We start from the raw sequence: 20214 nt of genomic DNA, 5'->3' as shown, positions 1-20214 counted from the left end.
CTATAACTCTATCCAAGAGTTCTATAACAGTTAGCGTGGACGCGCCACCCCGCCGTCGATCAAGCCGTTTCAGCGCTGAGGGCCTGCGCCACGGGCTGGCGCGCCGCCAGGCGGGCGGGCAGGGCGGTGAGTGCCGCCGTCGCCAGGAGAGTCGCGAGCGCGGCACCGAGCAGCCAGGAGAAGGGGGGCACGGTCCAGTTCCCGAGAGCGAATATCGAGAACAGGCCGAGGCCCAGGGGAATCCCGAGGATGGCGCCGGGCAGGCTGGACAGGAGCTGGGCGGTGGACAGCCCCGCGGAGATCTGCCCCGGGGTGGCGCCGAGCGTACGTGCGATGGCCATGCTCGGCCGGGCCTCGATGGCAGTGGTCCAGGTGAGCGTGATGGTGTTCACGAGGGCGAGTGCGATCAGCAGGATGGCGACGGCGAGCATCAGCTGGCGGTCGTGCTCGCCCCGCAGGTTGGGCAGGGCGGCGGAGCCATCCAGGCCGTAGCCCCGCTCCGGCTGGGCAAAGCGGATCAGCAGGGCGACGATCGCGATCACTATGGTGGCGGTGGAGCACGCCTGCAGCACGACGCGGCCCGGCCGGCGGGCGGTCAGCCGCACCCCGAGCAGGAGCGGCGTGGGCAGCAGCGCGGACAGCGCGGTGAGCCAGGGGCGGTGCCGGGGCTGGTACGCGGTGGCGGACTGCGCCGTGACGGTCGCCGTACGCATGGCCCGCAGCGTCGGACGCAGCGTGGACAGCACCGCCACCGCCACGGCGAGCACGGTCGCCGTGGCAACGGTGGCGCCGGTCAGCCCGGCGGCGTCGCCGATCCGGCTGGCGGTGGGGCTGGCGATGGCGGGCACGGTCAGGCGGGCGATCACCAGCCCCAGCGCGTCGCCGACCAGCGCCAGCGCCAGGTACTCGGTGAGCAGGACGGTGGCGATCAGCCCCGGGGCTGCGCCGACGGCCTTGAGCAGCCCGGCCCGGCGCGTCTGCTCGGCGGCGCGTCCCACGGCCAGCGCGGTCACTCCGGTGCTGGCCAGGAAGCTGAGCAGCCAGCTGCCGACGACCAGGATCGGCTGGCTGTCCCGGAGGATGACCATGTCCTGGACGGCTGTGAACTGCCAGGAGTGGAAGTTGATCCTGATGATGGAGACGCGGTGGCCCTCGCGGAAGGCCTCGGTGGCGGCGGGGTCGCGCAGCTTGAGGTCCATGGCCAAGGTCACCGGGAGATCGTGGGACGAGGCCAGCGTCCGGGCATCCGATCGGGTCATCCAGGCCAGGCCGCTGTAGTCGCTGGGGCCGCCGCCCGGGCCGATCTGCGCCGCCCAGGGGTAGATGGAGGTGGCCGCGGTGACGGCGATCCCGACGACGGGGTACGACCGGCTGGCGATGGTGACGTGGTCGCCGACGCCGACGCCCAGCGCGGTGGCGAAGCCGCGTTCGAGGACCATGCCGCCGGGGCGTACCCACTGGCCCGAGGTCACCAGCGGCCGGTTGACCGCGCCGGGCGTCTCGGCGAAGCCGTGCACCACCACGGGGGACGACGTGGAATCGCGCGTGGTGAGGTCGGCGTAGACGATGCGATAGGGGCCGTGGTGGGCGACCACGTCGGGATCGTTCGCCAGCGCGGCCAGGGCCGAGGTCACGGCGGGGCCTCGGTCGCCGGAGAGTGCCACCACGTCCGGCCCGGCGGTGGCCGCGCGGGTCTGCTCGTACAGGGTGTCGCTCGCGCCGCGCAGGGACACGCCCAGGGCCATCGTGGCGGTGGCCACGGTCACCGCGAGCAGGAGGATCGCGACCTGGACCTTGTGCCGGCGCACGTCAGCCAGCACCAGACGCACGACGAGCACGATGGAGCCCATGACGGTCAGCCCTCCAGCCCGATCAGCCCGCCGAGCCCGCGCGGGTGGGAGCCGGCCAGCCGGGTGTCGTCGACGAACATCCCGTCGCGCATCGAGACCAGCCGATCCGCCGTGGCCGCCACCCGCTCGTCATGAGTGACGATCACGAAGGTCTGCCCCGCGGAACGCAGCTCCTCGAAGATCCTCAGCACCTCGAGGGTCGCCGCGGTGTCGAGGTTGCCGGTCGGCTCGTCGGCCAGGACGACCAGCGGGTCGTTGACCAGCGCGCGGGCGATGGCGACCCGCTGGCGCTGCCCGCCCGACAGTTGCGACGGCAGGTGCCGGGCGCGCGCGGCGAGCCCGACCCGGTCCAGCAGCAGGCTCGCGCGCCGCCTGGCCTGGCGGCGCGAGCGCCCGGCCAGCAGCGCGGGCAGCTCCACGTTCTCGGCCGCCGACAGCTCCTCCACCAGATGGAAGGCCTGGAAGACGAACCCCACCGACCGGCGCCGCATGCGCGCCAGAGCTCGCTCGCTCAGCGTGTCGATGCGCCGCCCGGCCACCCACACCTCTCCATCGGTTGGCCGCTCCAGGCCACCCAGCAGGTGCAGCAGCGTGGATTTTCCGCAGCCGCTGGGCCCCATCACCGCCAGCATCTGCCCCTGCGGCACCTCCAGGTCGACCTCGTCCACCGCGTGGACCCGGCTCTGCCCCTGACCATGCGTCTTCACCAGGCCGCAGGCCTGGACTGCGGCGCTTGACACGTTCATCCACCCTCGATTTCGTCATCGGCCTTGGACCAGGCCCGCTCGCAGGCGTCCAGCCAGCGCAGGTCCGCCCGCAACCGCAGCGCGACCCCTTCCAGCAGCAGGCCGGCGCCCGACCCCGCCGGCTCGGCCAGCGCCGCCTGCTGCGCCTCACGCAAGCGGCGCAGCAACTCACGGCGCTGCGCCGCCACCAGCTCCACCGGGTCGGCCAGCCGGGCCGCGGCGGCAGCGGCGAGCTTGAGATGGAACTCCGCCAGGTCCGGTTTCGGCCAGCCCACCTCGGCCAGCCAGGCGGCCACCCGTTGCTGCCCGGCCGGCGTCAGCGCATAGACCTTGCGCTCCGGCCGCTCGGGCAGGCCGTCCTCCCGCTCACCGACAACGAGCCCCGCTCGCTCCAACCGGGCCAACGTCACATAGATCTGCCCACGGTTCATCGACTCGCCCAGCGGACCCAGACTCCGCCGCAGCCGGGCGTGTAAGTGGTACCCGTGCGACGGCTCCTTGGCCAGCATCGCCAGCACTGCGTCCTGCATCCCATCCCCTAACGGTTGGCCAATAGATAGCGGTTACCCGTGAGAGGTGTCAAAACGCCACATCTGGCGATCTCTCCGCATCGACCTCGCCGACACCGAGATCGTGCCGCCGACGTTCACCGCACTCGCCAACTCCGTGGACATCACCGCGTACGGCGCCACGTCCGGATCCGGTGACGACACGGCGGCGATCAACGCGGCCATCGCCGCCGCGAAGTCGCAGGGCAGGAGCGTGTGGATCCCCGCGGGCACGTTCGACCTCACCTCGCGGGTCGAGGTGGCGGGAGTCACCATCAGGAGCGCCGGCATGTGGCACACCACCGTCCGCGGCAACAACGGCCGGGGCGGCTTCTACGCGGTCGGCGGCAACGTCCAGCTGGCCGACTTCACCTTCGCCGGCGACGTACGCTACCGGGACCCCGACGGCGTCGTCACCACGGACGCCGCCATGGAGGGCAACTTCGGGTCAGGATCGCTCATCCACAACGTCTGGGTCGAACACTCCAAGGTCGGCTTGTGGGCGAACAACGGAACCGACGGCCTCTACGTGGCGGGCGTACGCATCCGCAACACCTTCGCCTACGGCGTCAACCTCAACACCGCGTCCGAGGAGGCCAACCGCAACGACCCGCTCAGCAACACCCGCGTCGAACAGAGCGTGCTCCGCAACACCGGCGACGACGCGCTGGCCATGTGGTCGAAGAACGCCTCGGTGAGCAACTCCGCGTTCACCTTCAACACCGCCACCCTCCCGATGCTGGCCAACACCTCGGCCATCTACGGCGGCAACGGCAACCGTATCGAGGACAACCTCTTCTCCGACACGGTCTACACCGCCGCGGGCGTCACCGTCAGCACGTGGCACGGGGCCCTGCCCTTCAGCGGGACCACCGTGGTCCAGCGCAACACGCTGACCCGTACCGGGGGCTGGAACAACGACTGGAACAGCAGCCAGGGCGCCGTATGGATCTACGCCGAGGGGCGCGACATCACCGCGCCCGTCCTGCTCAAGGACCTGACGGTCACCGACAGCACCTACCAGGGTCTGCTGCTGAGCTGGCAGAAGACCATCAGCAACCTGACCCTCGACCACGTGACGTTCAACGGTGCGGGCAGCTACGGCATCGACCTCAACGCGGCGGGCAGCGCCACCTTCACGTACGTGACGGTGACCGGCGCGGCCTCGGGCGGCCTCAATAACCCGTCCGGCTACACGATCATCCGTGGCCCCGGAAACAGCGGATTCTGACCCACCCGGTGGGGGTCTCAGCCTGGGACCCCCACCCCACCACGGGTCCCCGGCCGGGACCCTCACTCACACCGAAAGCAGGTCCCGTGACCGTCGACAATCGCGACTGGTGGCGCAACGCCGCCATCTACCAGCTCTACCCGGCCCTCCGCTCCCGAACGTGTCCCCAGCCGCCAAGTAGCCGATCAAGGGTGCCGGGATTAGGCGACAGGGCGCTGATCACTCTGCGGGCCAGCGCCTTCATCCTTGCGGTGCTACTCGCGACGGCCATCGGTCCCCGATGTCCGGCCGCTTTCAGACGGCGCTGATCGGCGCCGGGCTCTCGGGGAGCTGCCAGCTGCCGCCGCGGTCCTCCTTCGAAAAGCGCGCGGCGAGATCGGGAACGCGCAGGAAGCAGGCCAGTGCGGTGGCGGCCTGGAAGGCGTCGATCGCACGCTGGGTCATCGGCATGCCCAGGCGCAGGAGACGCGGATTCACTTCGCCCTGAATCTCATCGACGAAGGGCCGCAGCACGCTGTCGTAGTTCGCCAGTGCGGTCGGCAGGTCGCCAGGGTGCCGGTTGATCTCGCCGGCCAGGACGTAGGCGCCCACCAGGCCGCCGGAGATGCCCATGCCGCTGTAAGGGGAGGCACAGTGGGCGGCGTCGCCGGCCAGGACCACGCGGCCCTTGGACCAGGTGTCGATTCGGACCTGGACGATCTCCTGGGAGTAGAAGAAGGGGCTCGTCTGCATGCCGTCGATGAAGCGCTCTGTCTGCCAGCCCGCGTCGCGGAACCTACTCGCCCAGAACTCCCGCTGGCGCTCGACGGGTTTCCGGTGGATCGCCGAGGCCTCCTCGGACTCCTCCCGCATCACGAAGTACACCTGGGTCTCGGTCGGGTTGTGGCTGCGGCGCATGATCTGACGGCCACCCGGGACCATGTAGGTGTCCCGGATGTTGCTGTCGGACGCGATGCGCGGGATGAACCAGTAGGCCATGTGGATGCCGACCCGCCAGTACGGGTCGAAGCCCGCGGGGAGGATCGCCTGCCGGATGCGCGATCCCTGCCCGTCCGCGCCGACCAGGAGGTCGAACTCGCCGGAGGAGCCGTCGGAGAAGTGCGCGATGACCTTCTGTTCGTCCTGCTCGAAGCCGTCCACGCTCACGCCGAAGACGTACTCGGTGTCGTCCTTCGACGCGTCGTGCAGGATGCGTACCAGGTCACCGCGCATGATCTCGTACTCGGAGGTGAGAGTCTGCCGGCCACGGCCGGAGGTGTTGGCCATGATCGTCGCCTTGGCCCTGCCGCGCGCGTCGACGAAGGCGACACCCGCCTCGTCCACCAGCTTGCCGCGGACGGCGTCAAGAAGCCCCATCCGCTCGACGGCCTCGATGCCCTGCCCCCGGAGGTCGACCTGCGCCCCGGTGGCCCGCAGCGCCGGAAAGCGTTCGACGACGGTCACCCTGTGGCCGCCCCGCGTGAGCCAGAAAGCCAGCGCTTGGCCTGCTATCCCGCCGCCGGCAACAAGGACCCGCAGGGGGTGCGCTCCCGATCCGTTTGCCATGCCCATCACCCCAAAAATCTATCAGTGAATGATTCCTTTCCAGAGTCACCTATCAGTGATAGATTTGTCAACGTGACCAAGGTGAACCGTGAGATCGTCGTCTCCGAAGCGCTCGACCTGCTCGACGAGGTCGGGCTGGACACGGTCAGTACGCGGCGGCTGGCGAAGCGGCTGGGCGTCGAACAGCCCTCGCTCTACTGGTACTTCCGCACCAAGAAGGACCTCCTCGCCGCCATGGCGGAGGCGGCGATGGCACCGCATGCGGCCGCCCCGCTGCCGACGCCCGACGACGACTGGCGCGACTGGTTCCTGGATAACATGCGAAGCTTCCGGCGCACCCTGCTGATGCGCCGGGACGGCGCACGCCTCCACGCAGGCAGCACTCCTGCCAACGACCTCGACCGGATCCGCCGCAAGATGGACTTCCTGGTCACCTCCGGAGTGCCTGAGCGGGACGCCCAGATGGCGATGCTGGCCGCCGGCCGTTTCACGGTCGGCAGCGTCCTGGAGGAACAGGCGGACGCCGACTCCGGCGACGGCTCGGATCCACCGGCGGACATGCCTGTGATCGACCACGAGTCGGCGTTCGAGGCCGGCCTGACCCTTATCTTGGACGGCCTGGTGCACCGCGCCGCAATACGGGCGGCCTCCCTGTCGGCAAACGAAGGTTTCTCGACAGGCCTTCGCTGACACCCGGAAAATCGGACACCAGTGGATGAAAAGCTGTCCTTGGGTGCCGGATTCGCATCTTGATTGACGACATGGTTTAACGACATCAAATAGGGGCCCCGAACCCTCTTGGAGGAGTGCGCCGTGCCGTTGGCTCAGATCCCGCTCGATGACCTGCGCGTCCTGGCCCTGGCCAAAGCCCGCCAGCAGCTCGCCCACGATGGGACCGGCTACGTTCCAGCTTGGGAGGAGCTGACCGACACCGAGCGGGAGCAGTCCCTCGGGCCCGCCCGCAGCTACCTCTACCGGTTCCGCGCTGCCCCCACCGGCGGGATGAGCGTCGGGACGGTCCTGAGCAAGCTGGCCGAGACCGCCGCGCACGTCGGCGAGTTCGCCCGCGAGTTCGGCACCCAGAACTGGGTCGACATGGACGAGGACGAGGACGAGGCCGCGGACTGGCGCAAGGTCGTCGCGGACCTGGAGGCCGCCGCCACCACCTTCCGCCGCACCGTCAACCTCATCGGCTGACCGGCCTCCGCCTGGCCTGACGCTCAAGGAGCGCCCGTGCAGATCGTGTACTCCCGGTCGTCGACCGCGACCCAGTCCCTCCTACGGCAGCGGCACATCCTGACCGAGGCCGGTCTGCTGGTCCGGACCGAAGGCGTCACCGAGGGGTTCCACTCGGCCCCTGGCGTGCTGCTGTTCGAAGACGCCGCGACCACCTCCAAGATCCCTGCGTTGGAGCGGCCCGCGTTCGCCAGGCTGGCCGCGGCCGCGAACCCGGGCGACACCATGACGGTCTCGGAGCTGTTCCGCCTGTGCCGGGACCTGGTCGACATCCACCACGTGCGGGCCTGGTGCCTGGCCCGCGGAGTCGCCCTGCGGGTGTTGTCGGGACCGTTGTCGAACTTCGCCGACCTCGCGGCGAAGGACGCGACCAGGGACCTGCTCATCAACGTCATCACGGCCGTGGGCCAGTTCCAGCGAGACCTGCAGAACGAGCTGACCGACGAGGGGATCGCCGCTGCCGAAGCCGAAGGCCGGTACCGGGGCCGGCCGCCCGCCCTGTCCGGCGACAAGCTTGAGGAAGTCCGCGCCGCCTTCCGCGACGAGGGTGCCTCGATCGCCGCCCTCGCCCGCAGGCACGGGGTGAGCCGAGTGGCCGTACGGACCGCGCTGAACGGCCTGCTGCCCGACCAGAGCACCCCGCCCGCTCGGACGGGATGATCAAGCGAACAGGACGACGGCGACCTGGCCGAAGAACCCGACCCTGATGGTCAGGCCGCGAGGCCCAGGTCGAGGCGGCGGCCCATGTCGATGTCGATCGTGCCGTACAGGTTGGCGTTGGACCAGAACAGCGGCGACAGGCCGCGCTTGTCGGCGTCGGTCAGGCGCTGCTGCCAGGCGGGGTCCTTGAGGGCACGCCCCCATGATCCGCTCGACCCGGCCCGGCGGTTCGATCCCCGACTTCCGGCAGCGGGCCAGCAACGCCGCCCGCAACCCCCTCATCCGTCAGGACCATCGGGCAGATTTCCGTGGCCAGCCACACGATGAGCGCGTCCTCGTCCGCCCGCGTCGGTTCCCGGAACCCCAACGCCTCCCGGATCTGCGCCCGGTGCCGCTCGATCGACCGGCCCGACCAGTCGTACTCCGCCAGCAGCGCCGGATCGACCTGTACCTGACCGGCGACGTAGTCCACCGCAGCCTTCGGCAGCTCACCCACATGCCGCGGGAACCGGGCCTCCTGCTCGAAAAACTTGAGCAAGAGGCTGAAGCCCAGGCGCGTCGCCCCCGTCTTGTTCCCCACCAGCTCCCAGTCGCCGTCCAGCAGAGTCCACGCCGCGATCAGCTCTTCCGGCTCCCACTCCCGACGCACCCGAACCCCCACCCTCCACACCCGACCCGACCGTCTCCAACACGAACACGATCAAGCAGGAACCCCCACCAACCAGCCGCATTCACCCGCCCGTAACGACCACGAACCGCAATCGTGATCACTCACTCAGCTACCTGGCGGCTGGGGACACGTTCGGGAACGGAGGGCGTACCCGAGGTTCGCGCGTGCGGTGGCTCAGGGAGGGCCCATGGCAGAACGAGGGAAAGCCCCGGGTCTGATCGGCGAGCTCGCGGCCGAGTTCGCCGGCACGATGATTCTCATCCTGTTCGGTCTCGGCGTGGTGGCCCAGGTGGCCGGCGGCGGTATCGGTGACCACGACAGCATCGCCTGGTCCTGGGGCCTGGGCGTGATGCTCGGCATCTACGTGGCCGGACGGATCAGCGGCGCACATCTCAATCCCGCCGTCACCATCGCGCTCGCGGCCTTCAAGGGCTTCGAGTGGCGCAAGGTGGCTCCCTACTCGATCGCCCAGTTCCTCGGCGCGTTCGTCGCCGCGCTGCTGGTGCGCTGGAACTACACCGAGGTCCTGCACGCCGCGGACCCCGGTCTCACCATCAAGACCCAGGGCGTCTTCTCCACTCTGCCCGGCAACGGCACGCTGCCGGTCGGCTAGTGGGGCGCCTTCCGCGACCAGGTGATCGGCACGGCCATCCTGCTGTTCCTGATCATCGCCATCACCGACGCCACGGGCACTACCCCGGCCGCCCACCTGGTGCCGTTCGTCATCGGCCTGCTCGTCGTCGGCATCGGCATGGCGTGGGGCACGAACGCCGGATACGCGACCAACCCGGCACGTGACTTCGGGCCGCGGCTCGCCAGCTTCCTCACCGGCTACGAAGGCGCGTTCCGCGATCAGACGGGGTATCCGTACTTCTGGATCCCGATCATCGGCGGACTCGCCGGCGCCGGCCTCTACCAACTGCTGATCGGCCGCTTCCTGCCTTCCGCCGTCCCGCAGGAGCCGGGCGAGCTGCCGGCTCCCGACCGTGCGGAGGCGACCCGCGGCTGATTTCGTCGCGAGATCTTCAAAAGGAGTCGTTAGGCGAGCCTGATCCGGACGATCTTTGTTGTGGGATGGTCGGGGCCTCTAGCGTCCTCCGAGCAGGCGATGGACGGCGTCGGCGACATACGTGCCTCGTTCGCTGCCTTTGGCAGCGGCGAACTCCGGACCGATCGAGACCCATGTGGCCGCGAGCTGCAGGACGAGAACGAGCAGAACTCCGGCCGGGTAGTGGCCGGGCAGTATCCCTTCCGCCTGCGCTCGGGCGATTTCGTCGATTTTGCTTTGGACACTGGCGGCGGCGAGCGGAACGGGAGCGTCCCCGCTCCGCTCCAGCCGCTGCCAGTCGGACATGCGCATGATCTCCGGGTGCTCGTCGTAGAGGGCGGCGAGCAGCGCGGCGTATCCAGGCAGGTCGTGCACGTCGAGCGGCGTCCGGGTGACGACCTGGGTGACGATGGCTTCGAAGGCGGCATCGAAGAGCTGATCCTTGCTGCCGTAGTAGTGGTAGATCTGCGCCTTGTTCGAGTCGGCCGCCGCGGCGATCCGGTCCACGCGGGCCCCCGCGATCCCGTAGGCGGCGAACTCCTTGATCGCTGCCTCCAGCAGGCGCTTGCGGGTGGCTTCGGCATCCCTTTGCATGCCCTCATCATATTTTTCTAACCGGTTAGTTGACAAGCTGGCCATACCGGCCTACGTTCTAACTAACCAGTTAGAAGATAGGTGAATGAGGGGACCCCCCATGCTCGGCAACGATCCTCAGATCCACTGGCGGGCGGCCCTGTCGGCCCGCACCTTCCAGCTTCTGTTCCGCCCGATGTTCCGGCTGCGGTACTCCTCACCGGAGTTGCAGTTCGCGACGAAGAAGATCGCCAAGCCTGCGCGGATCACGATCCCAACCCGGCACGGCACGCTCAAGGCTTTGGTCTACGCCCCCACGCCGCAGCACATCGCCGCGTGGCACGCTTCCGGCCGCCGGCCCCCGGTCCACCTGATCGTCCACGGCGGCGCGTTCATCGTCCGGGTGCCCCAGCAGGAGGACAACGTGGCCCGCTACCTCGCCTCCGAGATCGGCTGCTACGTCGTGATCCCCGACTACGACACCGCGCCCAAGGTCCGCTTCCCGGTGTCGGAGGAGCAGACCTACGACGTCTTCCGCTGGATCCACGGCAACGGCGAGGCCCGCGGCTGGGACGGTGAACGTGTCTCCGTCGGGGGTCCGAGCGCGGGCGGCAAGTTCGCGCTCAGCGTCGCGCAGCAGGCGATCGACGAAGGCGGATACGTGCCGGTCGCGATCAGTGCCGAGTTCGGCGCCGCGGACATCTCCCGTCCGGACTCCACGCGCACCTCGGCCAAGCCGAACCCGGTCGTCCCCCCGCAGATGATGGATCTGGTCCGTCGCACCTACTTCGTCGGCGCCGACCTCACCTCGCCGCTGGCCTCCCCGGCGCGCTACGAGCGGCTTGCGGAGTTCCCGCCCACCCTCATCATGACCGCCGAGTACGACACGCTGCGGCATGAGATGAACGACCTGGCGGCCGACCTGGCGGCCAAGGGCGTCCAGGTCACCCACCGCCAGTTCGACGGCGTCGACCACGGTTTCACCCACGTCAAGCCGGTCGAGGTCGCCCGTGAGGCGATCACCATGATCGGTGACCTGCTCCGCAAGGCGTACGCCTGATCCCCTGTTTGAAGCACCCGGAAAGGATGAATCTGCGATGACCCAGAAAATCTGGTTCGTGACGGGCAGTGCCCGTGGTCTCGGCCGCGAGATCGTGGCCGCCGCGCTGGAGCGTGGTGACCGGGTCGCGGCCACCGCCAGGAACCCGCGACGGCTGGACGATCTGTCCGCGGCCCACCCCGGTCGCCTGCTGGCCCTGCCGCTGGACGTGACCGACGCCGATGAGGCCGCAGCGGCCGTCCAGACGGCCGTGGCGGAGTTCGGCCGCCTGGACGTGATCGTCAACAACGCCGGTTACGCCGACCTGGCCTCGGTCGAGGACACCACCCTCGACAGCTTCCGGGCACAGATCGAGACGAACCTGTTCGGCGTCGTCAACGTCACCAAGGCCGCCCTTCCGGTCCTGCGCGGGCAGGGCAGTGGGCACATCATCACCGTCACCTCGGTTGGCGGACGCGTCGCCACCCCCGGGCTGTCGGCATACCAGACGGCCAAATGGGCGGTGAACGGCTTCACCGAGGTGCTGGCGGCCGAGGTCGGTCCGCTCGGCATCAAGGTGACGGCGATCGAGCCGGGCGGGATGCGGACCGATTGGGCGGGGTCCTCCATGACCATCCCCCCGCCCTCACCTCCGTACGCCGGCACGATCGGCTTCCTCAGCGACCTGTTCAAGGACGGCACCGACGCAGCCCTGGGCGACCCGGCGAAGGTCGCCGACGTGGTGACCCGCCTCGCCGACATGGACGAGCCGCCGCTGCGGCTGCTCCTCGGCTCCGATGCCCTCGCCAGCGCCAGCGCCGCCGCCAGGACGCTCGCCGCCCGCGACCAGGCCTGGCAGGAACTCAGCCGCTCGACCGACCGCGACGACGCCACGCCCCGCCAGCGCGACCCGCTCGGCCAGGCCGCCACGGACCCGGTGTCGGTCGTCCGGCGATTCCTGAGCGAGGTCGTCAACGGGGGTGACCTGGACGTGCTCGACGACCTGTGGTCGGAGGACCTGCGCTGGCACGGCGGAAGCCTGGGCGACATCCATGGCCTGGCCGCCTACAAGCAGTACCTGGGTGCCAGCATTTCTGGCGCTTTCACCGGAATGCGCCTCCGGGAGCAGGACATCGTCGCCACCGGTGACAAGGTCGTCGTCCGCTTCACCAACAGCGGGACTCATACCGGGCCGTTCATGGGCGCGCCCGCCAGCGGCCTACCAGCCGAATGGCTTGGCATCGGCATCTACACGGTGGCCAACGGAAAGATCACCGAAGCCTGGTTCGGCGAGGACATCCTCGGCATGCTCCGCCAACTCAACATCGTCAAACTCCCCGACGTGGCCTAAAGGCATGTGGCCGTGCGGACCAGCCTGGCGAGGGCGAGGGAGCGGCTGTGCGCGGGCCAGGCGATGTGGGTGACGACGGGGGGCGCGTCGGTCAAGGGGACGGCGGTGTGCTCGGCCCATAGCCAGGCGCGGGCGGAGTCGGGAACGACGGCCACGGTGCGTCCGAGGGCGATCAGCTGGGCCAGCTGCGTCTGGTCGTGGATCTCGGGACCAGGGCCGGGTGCGTACGTGCCGTAGCGGGGCCAGCGGGCGAGCGGAAGATCGGGGACGTCGCTGACGTCGGCCAGGGACAGAGTCTTGCGCGCGGCGAGGGGGTGCCCGGCGGGCAGGATAGCGATCTGCCCCTCGGTCAGCAGTTCCTCGCTGTCGAACCCGGCGAGGGAGTTGAACGGCGTGTGCATGAGCGCCACATCAGCGCGGCCATCGCGCAGCAGCCCTTCCTGCTCGCAAATGCCGCACAGCAGCACCTCGATCTCGGCGGCATCGTGCTCGGCCGCGTAAGCGTCGAGAAGCTTCTGCAGCAGCTCATGCGACCCGGCGGCCTTCACCGCCAGCACCAGGCGATTGCGGGGGCCACCCGGACTGTCGGCGCCACCGGCGCGACGGGTGCGGCGAGCGGCGGCGGTGGTCGCGTCGAGGGCTGCGCGGCCCTCGTGCAGCAGCACCTCTCCGGCGCCGGTCAGGGAGACGCCGCGGCGGTTACGTTCCAGCAGGGAGACGCCGAGGCGCCGCTCGAGCTGCTGGATCGCCCGGGACAGCGGCGGCTGGGCCATGCCGAGGCGCTCGGCGGCGCGGCCGAAGTGCAGCTCCTCGGCGACGGCCACGAAGTACCTCAACTCGCGGGTCTCCAAGGCGTCCACGACCACAGCCTACCCCGGTGATACCTACCGGGTATGACAGGACACCGTATCGGTGTTGGATGCACCGCTCGTCCGCGAGCGAACATCAACGGCATGAGCGAAACGAAGATCGCGCTGGTGACCGGCGCGAACAAGGGAATCGGGTACGAAATCGCGGCCGGCCTTGGCGCCCTCGGGTACCGCGTGGGCGTGGGAGCCCGTGACGAGGCCCGGCGCGAGACCGCCGTTGAGAAGCTGCGCGCCGCCGGGGTGGACGCATTCGGAGTGCCCCTTGACGTGATCAGCGACCAGAGCGTCACCGATGCCGCGGAACTGATCGAACGGCAGGCCGGGCGCCTGGACGTCCTGGTCAACAACGCCGGCATCTCAGGAGAGATGGGTCCCGGGTGGGTGCAGGACCCGACCACGCTCGACCTCGACGTGGTCCGCGCGGTCGTGGAGACCAACGTCATCGGTGTCATCCGGGTGACCAACGCGATGCTGCCGCTGCTGCGGCGCTCGACGTCGCCCCGCATCGTCAACGTCTCCAGTAGCGTCGCCTCCCTGACCCGGCAGGCGGACCCGGACATCGAGATCGGCCCGATCATGGCGGCCTACTCGCCGTCGAAGTCGTTCCTCAATGCCGTCACCGTGCAGTACGCCCGGCAGTTCGCCGGTACGAACATCCTGATCAACGCCGCCTGCCCGGGCCTGGTCGCGACCGACTTCACCGGCTTCCACGGGCCCCGCACTCCTGAACAGGGCGCAGCCACGGCGATCCGGCTCGCCACGCTGCCCGACGACGGCCCGACCGGTTCGTTCTTTGAGGACGACGGCGTCATCCCCTGGTGAGCCCGAACCCTGTCGGGTGCGTTCTTGGCGGGGTGGGACCGCTCGTTCCGCTGTGTCCGCCGGTACGGCGGTGCCGCGCTAAGATCGCGTCCCGTGCTTTCGGATGGCTTCTGGCGGATTATCAGGATTGGATTAGTAGGTCTGGTCCTTGCGGCGGCGGTCGCGGGCCTGGTGCTCGGCGACGCCTGGCTCTGGGTGGCCGTCGAATGGTCGCCGCCGGCCTTTGCGGGGTTCTACACGCGCGGCGGGTTTGACACCTGGACGACTGTGGCGCTGCTCGTGGCCGCCCTGGTGAAGGCCGCGTTCCTGTGGCTGATCCTGCGTGCCCCCGCGCCGGGACCGCTGGACCGCCGGGCGAAGGCGCTGCGCCGACTGCTGTATCTGGCGGTGGCGTACATCCTCGTGCTGTGGTTCCCGATCGCGCTGCTCCCCGACGCGGTCGACGCGGCATTCCTGCTCGCGCTGTGGACCGCGATCGACGTCCTCTACCTGCTCGTCATCCGCTGGCGGTCCCGCATGCTGCGTGCGGCGGCCGGAGTGCTGTTCGCGGTCGAGCTGGCCGGGATGGCCAACGAGCTGCTCGACGAACTCGACCTCCCAGAGCTCGGATCGGGCGGCATCGTCGGACTGGGCTTGATGCTGGGTGGAATGGCGGCGATCATCATCACGGTCGTCGGGCAGCGGCGCGATGGCCGGTGGAGCCGCGGCACGCAGGTCGCCGGGTGGTTGTCGGTGGGCTTCTACGTGCTGGTGAGCCCGCTCAACATTCTCCTCGGAATGATCTTCAGCGACGGTCTGGCAATGCCGGTCATGATCGACGCGGTGGGGCTCGTCAGCACTGTGTGGATCGCGGCGACCGCCCGTGAACTGCCCGCTGAGGGTCGCCCGGCGGACCTTCCGCCCGCGCGGCGGCGCATGATCCGTGTCGCGGTGGCGGCCGTGGCCGTACTGCTGATCATCCCACTGCTCCACCCGGAGCAGACCCCGCACCTCACCTACACCGGCTGGTCGATGGACTGCTATGACCGGCCCAGCTTCGGCGACCTGAAACCGGAGGAACGCGACGCCGCGTTCCTGTGCCGGGCGCGGAGCACCGATAGCGGGGTCCCGCCCATGTTCCCGGACAGCCTGTCGGACCAGGAGATCCTCGCGTACGGGCGGGCGCTGTGCCGTACCAAGGACGGCGACGAGCAGAAGGCGATTCTGACGCGGGCCGGGAGCGAGCGGCCCGCCTGGGGCGCGGACCTGTGGGACCTCGTCTACATCTGCCCGGAGATCGTCGGCGCAACCCATCCCGAGCTGCTGCGGTCGACCACGGAGACGGAGGCGGCGAACACCGCCTACATCGCCGAGCAGAACGCGAAGTGCCGCGACCCGTGGCCCCGGACGAAGGGTGTCGTCCAGGCCACGGCCAACTACTTCCTGTTCGTCGACGGCGATCCCGGCTATCTGGTCCACGACCCCGAAGACGAAGCGGCCGACGAGGCGGCGGAGCAGGCGACGGACAAGATGTACGACGACAGCGCCCTCATCGGGGTGGCCGGCAGCGCGGCGCTCATCGGGCACATCGACGACGTCGTCGATCTGTGCCTCACAGTGAAGGCCTTCCGCACCGCGCCGCCACCGCGGACGGCCGGGTGGGATCAAGTCAACGAGGTGCCGATCGTCAGCCGCAGCGGCCGGCTCACCGTGCCGGAGATGGGCGAGGGCGGAGACGTGGGCGCGGGTGCCCCGATGCCGAACCTGGCGATCGCGGGGAAGGGCCGCTACCGGCTCCGTGTCTACGTGCGGATCGGCGACGCAGGGGAGGAGCACCTGGTCGTCGTGTTCCCGGGTGCGTCGAGGAAGAGGCTGAAGCTGAAGCCGTGAGCGGCGGCCCCGATGCCCAGCCGGCTCAGCGGCCGTGGGCCCAGATCAAACCGCCGCGGCCAGAAGGTGCCGCGCCGACCGCCCAGGCGGAACCGCTCTCCGGCTGGATGGCGAGGTCACGGACGGACGCGTTCTGGTTCGGCGGAGCCGGAAAGGCGCCCGGCTCGACGCTATCGGCGCCGATGTGCAGGAACCCGCTGCCTCCGCCCTTGGCGTCGTAGACGACCCAGGCCCCGCCTCTGCCGTCGGGCTCCGCCTGGGCGCGCGGCTGGATACCCGGTTCACCACGGACCTCGAAGTTCAAGCCGCCCAGATAGCCGGACAGCAGCAATGTCTCCCCGCAGAAGGAGGACTTCGCACTGCCGCACGGCCAGGCGACCCAGCCGACGGCCATCACCCGGCCGGTCTCACCGTCGACCGCGACATCCGTCAGCTCCGAGATCTGGCCCGAGCGTGCGGACGGAATCGCTGGAAGCGCGACCGCGCGCCAGGCCGTGCCGGTCCAGCGGGCCAGCGCCGCCGTACCCCGCACCGAGCCCGCCGCCCACTTGCCGTCGAGTCCTTTGACCACGATCGGCGTGTGGACCTTGCGCCACACCGACCCGACCAGGCGCCGCAGCGTGGACCGCGCCTTCCACCCGGCGTCACCGGCCGCGGGAAACGCATTTGAGTTCTCGATGACCCACAGGTTCCTGCCGATGGAGTACGCCCGATCCACTCGGCCATAGCGCCATCGCTTGACCTGCCAGCGCTTGCCATCCCACCGGGCGTACCGCGACGCGCCGAACGCCCAGACCCTGGTGTCGGACGCCGACGCCAGCCGCTTCACCCGGAAGCCCGGCCCGGTGACACGCTTGAAGGTGGAGCGGCCGCCCTTGAGCAGGAGCGACTCGGTGCCGCTCGATAGGCGCCTCGTCCCGGCGACCCAGACCGCCCCACCCGGCGTCACCGTCACCGCGTCGTAGGAGTCACGGCGGTCGTCATGGACGACACTCCACTGACCGGCCGACGCCACGGCGTGGGCGGCGGCCGGCCCCGCAGCGACGAAAAAGGCGACGGCTGCAGCGGTGCCGCGAAACAATATTCCCACAAGGGTGAGACGCGCCTTTCAGCGGAAAAGTTTGCATGCCGAAGGATCTGCGCGCGGAGCGACCATCTTCTCGAGGGCGGTAGATGGCCGATCTGCCGCCGCTGGTGCTGTCGGAGATCCTCCGCGAGGCCGACCTCGCCGTGGGCGTGGCCTCGGTCGCCCGCGACGACCAGACGCTGATCGGCCACGAACGCTATTGGCGCTCCCGCAGCGTTGAAGCTGGTTCAGCGCGTCCCGGGAGCCAGGTCGCCCCGGATCAGGCCCACGCCGTCCGGCACGGCCGCCGGATCGCTGCCGACGTGGACCGGCCGGTTGCGCTGGTCGACGAAGACGACGCTCGGCTTCAGCGCACCGATCTCCTCCTCGGCCACCAGCGCGTACGCGATGATGATCACGAGGTCGCCCACGTCGATGAGCCGGGCCGCGGCCCCGTTGATCCCGATCACTCCGGAGCCCGCCGGGCCCTCGATCACGTACGTGGACAGACGGTTGCCGTTGTCGATGTCGACGATGTCGACCTTCTCGCCCTCGACCAGGTTGGCCGCGGCCATCAGGTCCGCACTGATCGTCACCGACCCGACGTAGTGCAGGTCCGCGTGCGTGACGGTGGCGCGGTGGATCTTCGACTTCATCAGCGTACGGAACATCATCCCCCACAGGGTCTGCGCGGTCCCTCATAGTGGGGCGTCTGCGGGCATTATCCACCGAAGCCTTAGGCGGCTCGGGGGTGGGTGGCGAAGAAGGACCAGATGGTCGCGGTGGCGTCGAACGCGTCCGAGGGCTTGTCGAGGAGCACCCGGTCGCCGGCGCCGCCCGGCCATTGGTGGCCTGCTCCGGCCACCGTGATCAGTTCGATGGCGCGGCCGTTCGCGCAGGTGGCGGTGGAGATCGTGCTCGGACCCTCGGTGCGTACGGTGGCCGCGCCGCAGCTTCCGGCCGTACGCCAGCGAGTGATCAGGTCGGGTACGGGCGGACCGTCGATCGCGACGTGACCGCTGCCGCGGCTGCCGTCGTACGGGACGCGCCGGTCGGCGGTGCCGTGGATGTGGAGCAGCGAGACCGGTCTCGGCCGTGGGCACGGCCCGAGCAGGGTGCCGGCGACCGGGGCGATCGCGGCGAACAGGTCGGTGTCGCAGGCCAGGCGGTAGGCGAGCATGGCGCCGTTGGACATGCCGGCGGCGTACACGCGGGAGGGGTCGACGGGCAGGTCGCGCCGGATCCGGGTGACGACCGCGGCGATGAATGCGACGTCGTCCACGTCCTGGGTGCCGGGCCGGCCGCAGCAGCCCGCGCCGGCGTTCCAGGCGCGGCCGAACCCGTCGGGGTAGGCGACCACGAAACGCCCGGTGTCGGCCATCGTGTCCCAGCCGTAGTCCTGCTCGGCTTGCGCGCCGCTGCCGAACCCGCCGTGCAGCATCACCACCAGGGGCGCCGCGGCGGGCAGGCTGTCAGGGCGGTACAGGTGGAACGTGCGGGTCTGGCCGCCGACCACGATCGTGTGGTCCGACCGGCCGGCGGGGATGGCCTCTCCGGCCTCGGCGGGTACGCAGGCCGCCGCGCCGGCCAAGAGGACGAGCGCACCCAGCGTCCGCGCTAACCGGGGCATCGCATCGGTCCTTCCCCTGCGGTCCGCCCGAGTCACGGCGGCCCTGGACACCATGATGCGCCAAGACCGTCACCGCCGGACTCCCCGCCCTGGCGTCCCCGTCCGCAGGGTCGTTCAGGGCCTGCGGCCGTGGAAGGTGCGGCGCAGGTCGCTCACCCAGGCGTCGGGGTTCTCCCAGGGGATGAAGTGGCCGCCGTGGTCGTGGGCGTTGACGTTGACGTGGTTGAACCAATCGGCTTGCGGGCCGGTCTTGAATGCCCGGACGCGCTCGCTGGCGGTGTGGATGCCGGGCGGGTTCTCGTACGTGACGAAGGTGAGGCCGACCGGGGCCTGCACGACCGGGGTGCGGTCGTGGGCGGGGGTCCAGGGGTAGCGGTTGGCATTGGCGTAGTAACGCATCGACGTGGCGATGGAGTTGTTCACCCAGTAGATCGTGGCGTGGGTGAGCAGGTCGTCCTTGGTGAAGACGGACTCGATGTCGCCGCCGTTGTCGCTCCAGGCGTTCCAGCGCTCCAGCAGCCAGGCGAGCAATCCGGCGGGTGAGTCGCTCAGCCCGTGGGCCAGGGTGGCGCCGTCGAGCATGTGCACGGCGAGGTGGGACGCCCAGCGGTGGTCCAGCTCGATGATGCGGGCGCGGACGTCGGCGGGCTGGTCGTCGGTGAGGGGCCGATTCCGGGCGAAGTCCCAGGCGCGGTGGCCGGTGAAGAAGTCGAGCGGCAGCCCGGAGCCGATGTGGATGCCGTACAGCTCGTCGGCGTACTTGTGGCCGAGTTGGCTGGAGACGATCCCGCCGATGTCGCAGCCCCCAGCGGCGTACTTCTCGTATCCCAGGGTCTCGGTCATCAGGGTGTGCCAGAGGTCGGAGACCTTCCAGAAGTTGACGTCAGAAAAGCCGGTGAGCGGCCCGCGGAAACCGAAGCCGGGCAGGGACGGCACGATGACGTCGAACGCGTCGGCGGGGTCACCGCCGGACGCGGCCGGGTCGGCGAGCGGGTCGATCACCTTCGACCAGTGCCAGAACGTCCACGGCCAGCCGTGGGTGAGGATCAACGGGATCGGGCGAGGGCCGCGGCCAAGCTTGCGCATGAAGTGCATCGGGACACCGGCGACGCTCACCTGGTAGTGCTCGTAAGCGTTGATGGCGGCCTCGGCCTTGCGCCAGTCGTAGGCGTCCCGCCAGTAGGCGACCAGCTCACGGAGATAGCTGTCCGGGACGCCGTAGAACCAGTCCCCGTTCCCCTCGTCCAGCGGCGGCCGGGTCAAGGTGAGACGGGCGCGCAGGTCATCGAGAACCTTGTCGGGCACATGGATCGGGGTGGGCTCCAGCGGGGCGGTCATGGCGTGATTCCTTACTGGCGACCGATGCGCTACTTCGCCGCGACTCGACCACCTTGGCACCGGCGCGGACACTCAACGGCTCTAACGATAGGACGTCTCCACATCCGCCCCGGGTCGCTCGTA

The 20214-nt window shown here is 69.7% G+C and carries 19 protein-coding genes and 1 pseudogene; 9 read left to right on the top strand and 11 right to left on the bottom strand.

What is annotated here, in order from left to right; all coding sequences use genetic code 11:
- Positions 1–59: 59 nt before the first annotated feature.
- From Amac_RS14910 to Amac_RS57325, 3 genes are read right to left on the bottom strand one after another with little or no spacing between them, the layout of a single operon-like run.
- A complete protein-coding gene (locus Amac_RS14910; protein WP_155354964.1) occupies positions 60–1850 on the bottom strand; it encodes an ABC transporter permease in 1791 nt (596 codons plus the stop codon).
- A gap of 5 nt (positions 1851–1855) precedes the next feature.
- The gene (locus Amac_RS14905) at positions 1856–2596 is read right to left on the bottom strand and encodes an ABC transporter ATP-binding protein (protein WP_155354963.1); all 741 of its coding nucleotides are present in this window, start codon (positions 2594–2596) and stop codon (positions 1856–1858) included.
- Complete coding sequence (locus Amac_RS57325; RefSeq protein ID WP_155354962.1) at positions 2593–3126, bottom strand: PadR family transcriptional regulator; 534 nt, start codon at positions 3124–3126, stop codon at positions 2593–2595. The genes Amac_RS14905 and Amac_RS57325 overlap by 4 nt, the downstream gene beginning before the upstream one ends.
- A gap of 46 nt (positions 3127–3172) precedes the next feature.
- Between Amac_RS57325 and Amac_RS14895 the strand changes: the two genes are divergently transcribed.
- Positions 3173–4375: a glycosyl hydrolase family 28-related protein gene (locus Amac_RS14895; protein WP_155354961.1), complete on the top strand. Its 1203-nt coding sequence runs from the start codon at positions 3173–3175 to the stop codon at positions 4373–4375.
- A 294-nt stretch (positions 4376–4669) separates the two neighbouring features.
- On the opposite strand, the gene Amac_RS14890 is transcribed toward Amac_RS14895, so the two are convergent.
- Positions 4670–5920: an FAD-dependent monooxygenase gene (locus Amac_RS14890; protein ID WP_155354960.1), complete on the bottom strand. Its 1251-nt coding sequence runs from the start codon at positions 5918–5920 to the stop codon at positions 4670–4672.
- Between the two features lie 72 nt (positions 5921–5992).
- Between Amac_RS14890 and Amac_RS14885 the strand changes: the two genes are divergently transcribed.
- The 3 genes from Amac_RS14885 (at position 5993) to Amac_RS14875 (ending at position 7816) form a co-directional block, all read left to right on the top strand.
- A complete protein-coding gene (locus Amac_RS14885; protein ID WP_155354959.1) occupies positions 5993–6610 on the top strand; it encodes a TetR/AcrR family transcriptional regulator C-terminal domain-containing protein in 618 nt (205 codons plus the stop codon).
- Between the two features lie 123 nt (positions 6611–6733).
- Complete coding sequence (locus Amac_RS14880) at positions 6734–7117, top strand: hypothetical protein (protein WP_155354958.1); 384 nt, start codon at positions 6734–6736, stop codon at positions 7115–7117.
- Positions 7118–7153: 36 nt separating this feature from the next.
- The gene (locus Amac_RS14875; RefSeq protein ID WP_155354957.1) at positions 7154–7816 is read left to right on the top strand and encodes a recombinase family protein; all 663 of its coding nucleotides are present in this window, start codon (positions 7154–7156) and stop codon (positions 7814–7816) included.
- A gap of 160 nt (positions 7817–7976) precedes the next feature.
- Here Amac_RS14875 and Amac_RS14870 read toward each other — a convergent pair whose 3' ends face one another.
- On the bottom strand, positions 7977–8465 hold the full coding sequence (locus Amac_RS14870; RefSeq protein ID WP_170322486.1) for a DUF4158 domain-containing protein: 489 nt from the start codon (positions 8463–8465) through the stop codon (positions 7977–7979).
- A 208-nt stretch (positions 8466–8673) separates the two neighbouring features.
- On the opposite strand from Amac_RS14870, the pseudogene Amac_RS14865 reads away from it, so the two are divergent.
- A pseudogene (locus Amac_RS14865) lies at positions 8674–9495 on the top strand (MIP/aquaporin family protein).
- 78 nt (positions 9496–9573) lie between these two features.
- Here Amac_RS14865 and Amac_RS14860 read toward each other — a convergent pair.
- The gene (locus Amac_RS14860) at positions 9574–10128 is read right to left on the bottom strand and encodes a TetR/AcrR family transcriptional regulator (protein WP_170322485.1); all 555 of its coding nucleotides are present in this window, start codon (positions 10126–10128) and stop codon (positions 9574–9576) included.
- Between the two features lie 85 nt (positions 10129–10213).
- Between Amac_RS14860 and Amac_RS14855 the strand changes: the two genes are divergently transcribed.
- Both Amac_RS14855 and Amac_RS14850 read left to right on the top strand, forming a co-directional pair.
- Positions 10214–11167, top strand: a complete 954-nt coding sequence (locus Amac_RS14855) for an alpha/beta hydrolase (protein ID WP_155354954.1) — start codon at positions 10214–10216, stop codon at positions 11165–11167.
- A gap of 37 nt (positions 11168–11204) precedes the next feature.
- Positions 11205–12497 carry an SDR family NAD(P)-dependent oxidoreductase gene (locus Amac_RS14850; RefSeq protein WP_155354953.1) on the top strand — a complete coding sequence of 431 codons (1293 nt, stop codon included), beginning with the start codon at positions 11205–11207 and terminating at the stop codon, positions 12495–12497.
- Here the strand turns inward: Amac_RS14850 and Amac_RS14845 are convergent.
- Positions 12494–13357 carry a LysR family transcriptional regulator gene (locus Amac_RS14845; protein ID WP_155354952.1) on the bottom strand — a complete coding sequence of 288 codons (864 nt, stop codon included), beginning with the start codon at positions 13355–13357 and terminating at the stop codon, positions 12494–12496. The genes Amac_RS14850 and Amac_RS14845 overlap by 4 nt on opposite strands.
- A gap of 93 nt (positions 13358–13450) precedes the next feature.
- Here Amac_RS14845 and Amac_RS14840 point away from each other — a divergent pair, with 93 nt between their 5' ends.
- Positions 13451–14188 carry an SDR family oxidoreductase gene (locus tag Amac_RS14840; RefSeq protein ID WP_155354951.1) on the top strand — a complete coding sequence of 246 codons (738 nt, stop codon included), beginning with the start codon at positions 13451–13453 and terminating at the stop codon, positions 14186–14188.
- A gap of 93 nt (positions 14189–14281) precedes the next feature.
- The gene (locus Amac_RS14835; protein WP_155354950.1) at positions 14282–16057 is read left to right on the top strand and encodes a hypothetical protein; all 1776 of its coding nucleotides are present in this window, start codon (positions 14282–14284) and stop codon (positions 16055–16057) included.
- Positions 16058–16082: 25 nt separating this feature from the next.
- Here Amac_RS14835 and Amac_RS14830 read toward each other — a convergent pair whose 3' ends face one another.
- From Amac_RS14830 to Amac_RS14815, 4 genes are all read right to left on the bottom strand, one after another.
- Positions 16083–17147: a hypothetical protein gene (locus tag Amac_RS14830; protein WP_155354949.1), complete on the bottom strand. Its 1065-nt coding sequence runs from the start codon at positions 17145–17147 to the stop codon at positions 16083–16085.
- Between the two features lie 224 nt (positions 17148–17371).
- Positions 17372–17794 carry an aspartate 1-decarboxylase gene (gene panD / locus Amac_RS14825; protein ID WP_155355058.1) on the bottom strand — a complete coding sequence of 141 codons (423 nt, stop codon included), beginning with the start codon at positions 17792–17794 and terminating at the stop codon, positions 17372–17374.
- Between the two features lie 65 nt (positions 17795–17859).
- A complete protein-coding gene (locus tag Amac_RS14820; RefSeq protein WP_155354948.1) occupies positions 17860–18753 on the bottom strand; it encodes an extracellular catalytic domain type 1 short-chain-length polyhydroxyalkanoate depolymerase in 894 nt (297 codons plus the stop codon).
- A 114-nt stretch (positions 18754–18867) separates the two neighbouring features.
- A complete protein-coding gene (locus Amac_RS14815) occupies positions 18868–20091 on the bottom strand; it encodes an epoxide hydrolase family protein (protein WP_155354947.1) in 1224 nt (407 codons plus the stop codon).
- Positions 20092–20214: the final 123 nt, after the last annotated feature.

Origin of the sequence: Acrocarpospora macrocephala (genome assembly GCF_009687865.1) — a bacterium.
In the GTDB taxonomy this organism is placed as follows: domain Bacteria; phylum Actinomycetota; class Actinomycetes; order Streptosporangiales; family Streptosporangiaceae; genus Acrocarpospora; species Acrocarpospora macrocephala.
The sequence above is the reverse complement of the archived record's forward strand: the minus strand, read 5'-3'. Positions and strand labels throughout refer to the sequence as shown.

What these genes read in the sequence shown, in the direction of transcription:
- Amac_RS14910 (WP_155354964.1), bottom strand. Translation starts at nt 1,850, where the DNA reads ATGGGCTCCATCGTGCTCGTCGTGCGTCTGGTGCTGGCTGACGTGCGC.
- Amac_RS14905 (WP_155354963.1), bottom strand. Translation starts at nt 2,596, where the DNA reads ATGAACGTGTCAAGCGCCGCAGTCCAGGCCTGCGGCCTGGTGAAGACG.
- Amac_RS57325 (WP_155354962.1), bottom strand. Translation starts at nt 3,126, where the DNA reads ATGCAGGACGCAGTGCTGGCGATGCTGGCCAAGGAGCCGTCGCACGGG.
- Amac_RS14890 (WP_155354960.1), bottom strand. Translation starts at nt 5,920, where the DNA reads ATGGCAAACGGATCGGGAGCGCACCCCCTGCGGGTCCTTGTTGCCGGC.
- Amac_RS14860 (WP_170322485.1), bottom strand. Translation starts at nt 10,128, where the DNA reads ATGCAAAGGGATGCCGAAGCCACCCGCAAGCGCCTGCTGGAGGCAGCG.
- Amac_RS14855 (WP_155354954.1), top strand. Translation starts at nt 10,214, where the DNA reads ATGAGGGGACCCCCCATGCTCGGCAACGATCCTCAGATCCACTGGCGG.
- Amac_RS14850 (WP_155354953.1), top strand. Translation starts at nt 11,205, where the DNA reads ATGACCCAGAAAATCTGGTTCGTGACGGGCAGTGCCCGTGGTCTCGGC.
- Amac_RS14840 (WP_155354951.1), top strand. Translation starts at nt 13,451, where the DNA reads ATGAGCGAAACGAAGATCGCGCTGGTGACCGGCGCGAACAAGGGAATC.
- panD (WP_155355058.1), bottom strand. Translation starts at nt 17,794, where the DNA reads ATGTTCCGTACGCTGATGAAGTCGAAGATCCACCGCGCCACCGTCACG.
- Amac_RS14820 (WP_155354948.1), bottom strand. Translation starts at nt 18,753, where the DNA reads ATGCCCCGGTTAGCGCGGACGCTGGGTGCGCTCGTCCTCTTGGCCGGC.
- Amac_RS14815 (WP_155354947.1), bottom strand. Translation starts at nt 20,091, where the DNA reads ATGACCGCCCCGCTGGAGCCCACCCCGATCCATGTGCCCGACAAGGTT.